The following is a 4496-nucleotide window of genomic DNA, read 5'->3' on the forward strand; positions in this document are numbered from 1 at the left end:
CGGAATGACCATCATGCCCGAGCTGAAGCTCGGCTGGGGCTACGATCTGCGCGACACCACGCTGGTCAGCGAGGCTGCACTGCTCGATCAGCCGTTCCTGGTTCAGGGGGCTCAGCCCGGCCGCAACGCCGCATTGGTCAGTGCCAAGGTCTCCGGATGGCACACCGAAACGTTCCGGCTGTTCGCCGCCTATAACGGCGAGTACCGCAGCAATGCGACCAGCCATCAGGTCTCCGCCGGCGCGCGCGTCAGTTGGTGAGCGAGATCTTGTCGTCGCGCTGACGATTGCCGTTGCTGGCCGATTGAACCGTACGCCGTCGATGATGCATCTCCTCGTTCATGGAGACGCTTGGCCCTGTCGGGCGTTTCGGGATGACGCTTCGCGCTGTCGGAAACCGCCTGTCTAAAACCAATCGCCGAGGCGCTCGCGCCGCGTCGATGCGGTTCAGAACGGCAACTTAGTTCACGAGCCAGACGTTACGCGGCCATCTGCCTGACGCGGCAGTTGCGGGGGAGCTTCACCATCACGACGGTGCCGGCGCCGAGGGTCGAGCGCAGTCGCATAGAGCCGCCGTGGAGGGTGGTCAGCGACTTGGCGATGGCAAGACCCAGGCCCGAGCCGTGATAGCTCTTGGTGAGCTGGCTTTCGACCTGCTCGAACGGCTGGCCGAGGCGGCGCAATGATTGCGGGGCGATGCCGATGCCGGTGTCGGCGATCATCAGGACGATTGAGTCTCGCCGGGTCCGGCTGCGCACTTTCACCTGACCGCCATCGGGAGTGAACTTCACGGCGTTCGACAGCAGATTGATCAGGATCTGCTTGATCGCACGGCGGTCGGCGACGATCGGAATGCCGTCTTCGATCTCCGGCCGCAATTCAAGATGCTTGTTATGCGCGCGGCCGGCCACCACTTTCAGCGACTCGCCGAGCGTGCGGGCGAGGTCGAGTTCTTCCATTTCGAGCCGCATCCGGCCGGCTTCGATCTTCGACATGTCGAGAATGTCGTTGATCACCTCCAGCAGGTAATGCCCGCTGGTCATGATGTCGTGGCAGTATTCCTGATACTTCTCGGAGCCGAGCGAGCCGAACATTCCGCTGCCCATGATCTCCGAAAAACCGATAATGGCGTTGAGCGGTGTGCGGAGTTCGTGGCTCATATTTGCCAGGAACTTCGACTTGGTCTGATTGGCTTCCTCGGCGCGGGTCTTTTCCTCGGCGTACTTGCGCGCCAGATCGGCGAGTTCAATCGCCTGACGTTCCAGCTTCACCTGCGAGATCTTCAGATCGGCAACGGTGGCGCGCAGCCGCAGGTCGTTGTCGACCAGCTTCTGTTCGTGCGCCTTGATGCGGGTGATATCGGTACCGACCGCGACGTAGCCGCCGTCCTTGGTGCGACGCTCGCTGATGTGCAGCCAGCTGCCGTCGTCGAGCTGGGCCTCGAAGGTGCGGGCGCCCGGCGCCGAGCTGCCGACGTCGGTGAGTCGGGTGCGGATCTCCGGCATGCGGCCGACTTCGATCACCGTCTCGTAGGATGTGCCGGGCGCGACCGCGGAGTCGGGTAGCTTGTGCAGCCGCTGAAAGTGCGAGTTGCACAGCACCAGTCGGTTGTCGGCGTCCCACAGCACGAATGCCTCGGGGATCGTCTCAATCGCATCACGCAGCCGCAGGTCCGCCTCGACGGTGCGTTCGGCAAGACTCTTCTGCTCGGTGACGTCGACCGCGATGCCGATCAGGTGCTTGTTGTCGGTCAGCGTCTCCTGGCTGAGTTCGCAGCGCATGCGCAGCCAGATCCAGTGGCCTTTGGCATGGCGCATCCGGAAGCTGTGGTCGATGTGATCGGCGTTGCCGGTGATCAGCTTGTCGCCGATTGCGAACAAGTCGATGTCGTCGACGTTGACCAGAGCGTTGACCTCTCCGAACGTCAGAAGGTCGCTGCGGCTCTCGAGGCCGAGTAGTTCGAACATCGACCGGGACCAGAAGATCCGGCCACGCGACAGGTCCCAATCCCACAAGCCGCAGCGGCCGCGATTGAGCGCAGTGTCGATCCGGCTGCGCACCGCATCGTTGATCAGGTCGCCCTCGCGGGCGCGGGTCGACTGCCAGTGGAATGCGAAGCCGAGAATCAGCACGACGAAGCCGGTGGTCGCCGACAGCGTGATCTGCAAGGCGGTGTTGGAGCGCAGAAACGAACTCGTGTCTTCCTGGATGATGATGACCTGGCCCGGCAGGGATTTGACGATGTGCAGCGTCGCCAGCGCGGTTGCGCCGCTCGGCAAGACGATCTGGGAAACTGTGCCTTGCTGTGCGGAGCGAGTCAGCGGCGGAGCGGCGCTGATGATCTCCAGAAATTTGTTTGCAGAGTGCGCGCTGTCATCGCCGGGCACGCGCGCCAGTATGCGTTGATCAATTCCGGTGACGATGACGTGCCGACCGGCGGCGATCCCCCAAGACGGAATCAGCGCGGGCAACAGATTCTGCAGGCGCTCGACCGATGCGGGACGGTCGAGTCGGACCACGCCGATGTGCTCGAGGCGTTCGGCAAGCAGATCGGCGAGCGCGCACAGGTCGCGATTGAGCGCTGAGTTCTTCTGACGCGTCTGATCGACGACCTGCACGGCGGCGCCGAAGCAAATCGTCACGAGGAATGCGATGATCAGGATCGGGACGGCGCGGCGGAGCACCGGCTCGGCCGTCAACAGCCGATGGTAGGCCGGTTTAGCGATCGACTGCGCCAATCCTTTGATCGAATCGGATTGAACGCAGGCGCTCGCCGCCTGCACGCGCGCCATACCGTGGCCCCCACCAAATGTCCGTCAGCACCCCGTTCAAACGACTATTCGTCGTTCGAATCATGAGGATGATTTGAATCCACTTTTGGGGGGCTGTCGAGAGTCAACGATTCGACCGATCGGAAAATTTCTTATCCAAAGATGAATCGCGCTCTCATTTGTCCGTGAGGTGAGTCCGAACCGAGAACGGAGACTCGTATTTCACGCAGGTTCGTACGCTAGTCGGCATTCGGCGGTTCGGCGTGACTGATGACACGCTTCACGCTTGGAAACGCGCGGCGTAGTCGCCGCTCGATCTTGTCGACCTGCTCGTGCACCGCGATGACGCTGAGTGTCGGCGCGGCGTAGCAATGGAAGTTGACGATCTCACCGGCCTCGGTGTCGCGCACCCGGACGTTGTGAATGTGATGGATAGGGCTGTCCTTGGCGAAGTCGATCAGAGAGACACGGATCTGCTCGGTGCGCTGCGGCGGAGCGTCGGCGCCTTGCGGCATGTCCGGCTCCAGCGGCTCGATGTGAGTGTCGACCTCGACGTCGGTGCCGAACTCGTCACGGATCTGGCGCTCGAGTTCGTGCGCGATGTCGTGAGCTTCGATCAACGGCATATCGGCGTCGACCTCGAGGTCGATGCTGACGGTGATCTTGCAGCCGAGATCGTGCACAGTGACGTGGTGGATGGCGAGACCGGAGTTACGCGCGATCACCATGACGCGGTCGCGCACGGTTTCGTTGTTTCGCGCCACCGGGACAGCCGTGAAGGTGAGGTCGGCGTCTTCATAGACCTGCTTGAGGGCTTCGTCGGCGCGCCGCTTGATCTCGTCGATGCGGTCGATCGGATAGGTGCGCGGCACTTCGACCAGCGCGTCGATGAAATGTGTCGGGCCGACCATGCGGGCGCGCAGCCGCGGGATGCCGACCACGCCCGGCACGGCGCTGATCACGTCGCGCGCTTTGTCGGACACGCCTTCGGGCGCGCGGTCGAGCAGCGTCTGAATCGTCGAGCGGCCGAGCCGCAGGCCGAGGATCGAAATCATCACCGCGACGCCGATCGCAGCGGCGGCGTCGCCCCAGTGAAAGCCCATCGCCGACAGCGACAGGCCGGCGATCACCGCGAACGAGCCCAGCACGTCGGATGAGAAGTGCAGCGCGTCTGCGGCGAGCGCCTGGCTCTTCGTCGCGACCGCTGTCCGGTGCAGCGCCCAGGCACGCCAGGAGTTGACGACGATATCGACGCCGAGAATGCCGAAGGCGAGCCAGGAGAAGGCCGGCGGCGGCGCGCCTTCGCGCAGCCGGCTTGTGGCCTCGACCAGGATGCCGCCGGCCAGCACGTAGAGCAGGGCGATCACGCCGAGCGCCGACAGGCTCTCGATCTTGCCGTGGCCATAGTGGTGCGCGTCGTCGGCGGGGCGATCCGACACCCGCACGACCAGCCAGGTGATGATGGTGGCGACGAGGTCGATCGAGCTGTGCAACGCCTCGGAGATCAGCGCCAGCGAACCGATGGCGATGCCGATGGCGAATTTCGCCGCGGCCATGCTGGCGCTCGCCAGCACGGAGACCGCAGCCACACGCGATTTGGTGCTGGCGTAGTTAGTCATGGCGCGGGGTTTAGCAGCCCGCTCCCGCACAGAAAAGCCAAGGCAGGCAAAACGCGCTCGCAATTGCGCGAGGAGTGCAATTGCGAATTAGTCTTAGTTCAAACGTCC

General features: G+C 63.5%; 3 protein-coding genes. 1 reads left to right on the forward strand and 2 read right to left on the reverse strand.

Translation table 11 applies throughout. The features are described 5' to 3' along the window. On the forward strand, nt 1-259 hold a 259-nt coding region (locus tag ACOJTD_RS02760), incomplete at its 5' end, for an autotransporter domain-containing protein (protein WP_420131414.1). A gap of 218 nt (nt 260-477) precedes the next feature. Here ACOJTD_RS02760 and ACOJTD_RS02765 read toward each other — a convergent pair. Both ACOJTD_RS02765 and ACOJTD_RS02770 read right to left on the reverse strand, forming a co-directional pair. Then, a complete protein-coding gene (locus ACOJTD_RS02765) occupies nt 478-2790 on the reverse strand; it encodes an ATP-binding protein (protein ID WP_420131415.1) in 2313 nt (770 codons plus the stop codon). Between the two features lie 218 nt (nt 2791-3008). Next, nucleotides 3009-4388 carry a cation diffusion facilitator family transporter gene (locus ACOJTD_RS02770; RefSeq protein ID WP_420131416.1) on the reverse strand — a complete coding sequence of 460 codons (1380 nt, stop codon included), beginning with the start codon at nt 4386-4388 and terminating at the stop codon, nt 3009-3011. Nucleotides 4389-4496: the final 108 nt, after the last annotated feature.

Origin of the sequence: Rhodopseudomonas sp., assembly GCF_048594845.1 — a bacterium.
Classification (GTDB): Bacteria; Pseudomonadota; Alphaproteobacteria; order Rhizobiales; family Xanthobacteraceae; genus Rhodopseudomonas.

What these genes read in the sequence shown, in the direction of transcription:
- ACOJTD_RS02765 (WP_420131415.1), bottom strand. Translation starts at nt 2,790, where the DNA reads ATGGCGCGCGTGCAGGCGGCGAGCGCCTGCGTTCAATCCGATTCGATC.
- ACOJTD_RS02770 (WP_420131416.1), bottom strand. Translation starts at nt 4,388, where the DNA reads ATGACTAACTACGCCAGCACCAAATCGCGTGTGGCTGCGGTCTCCGTG.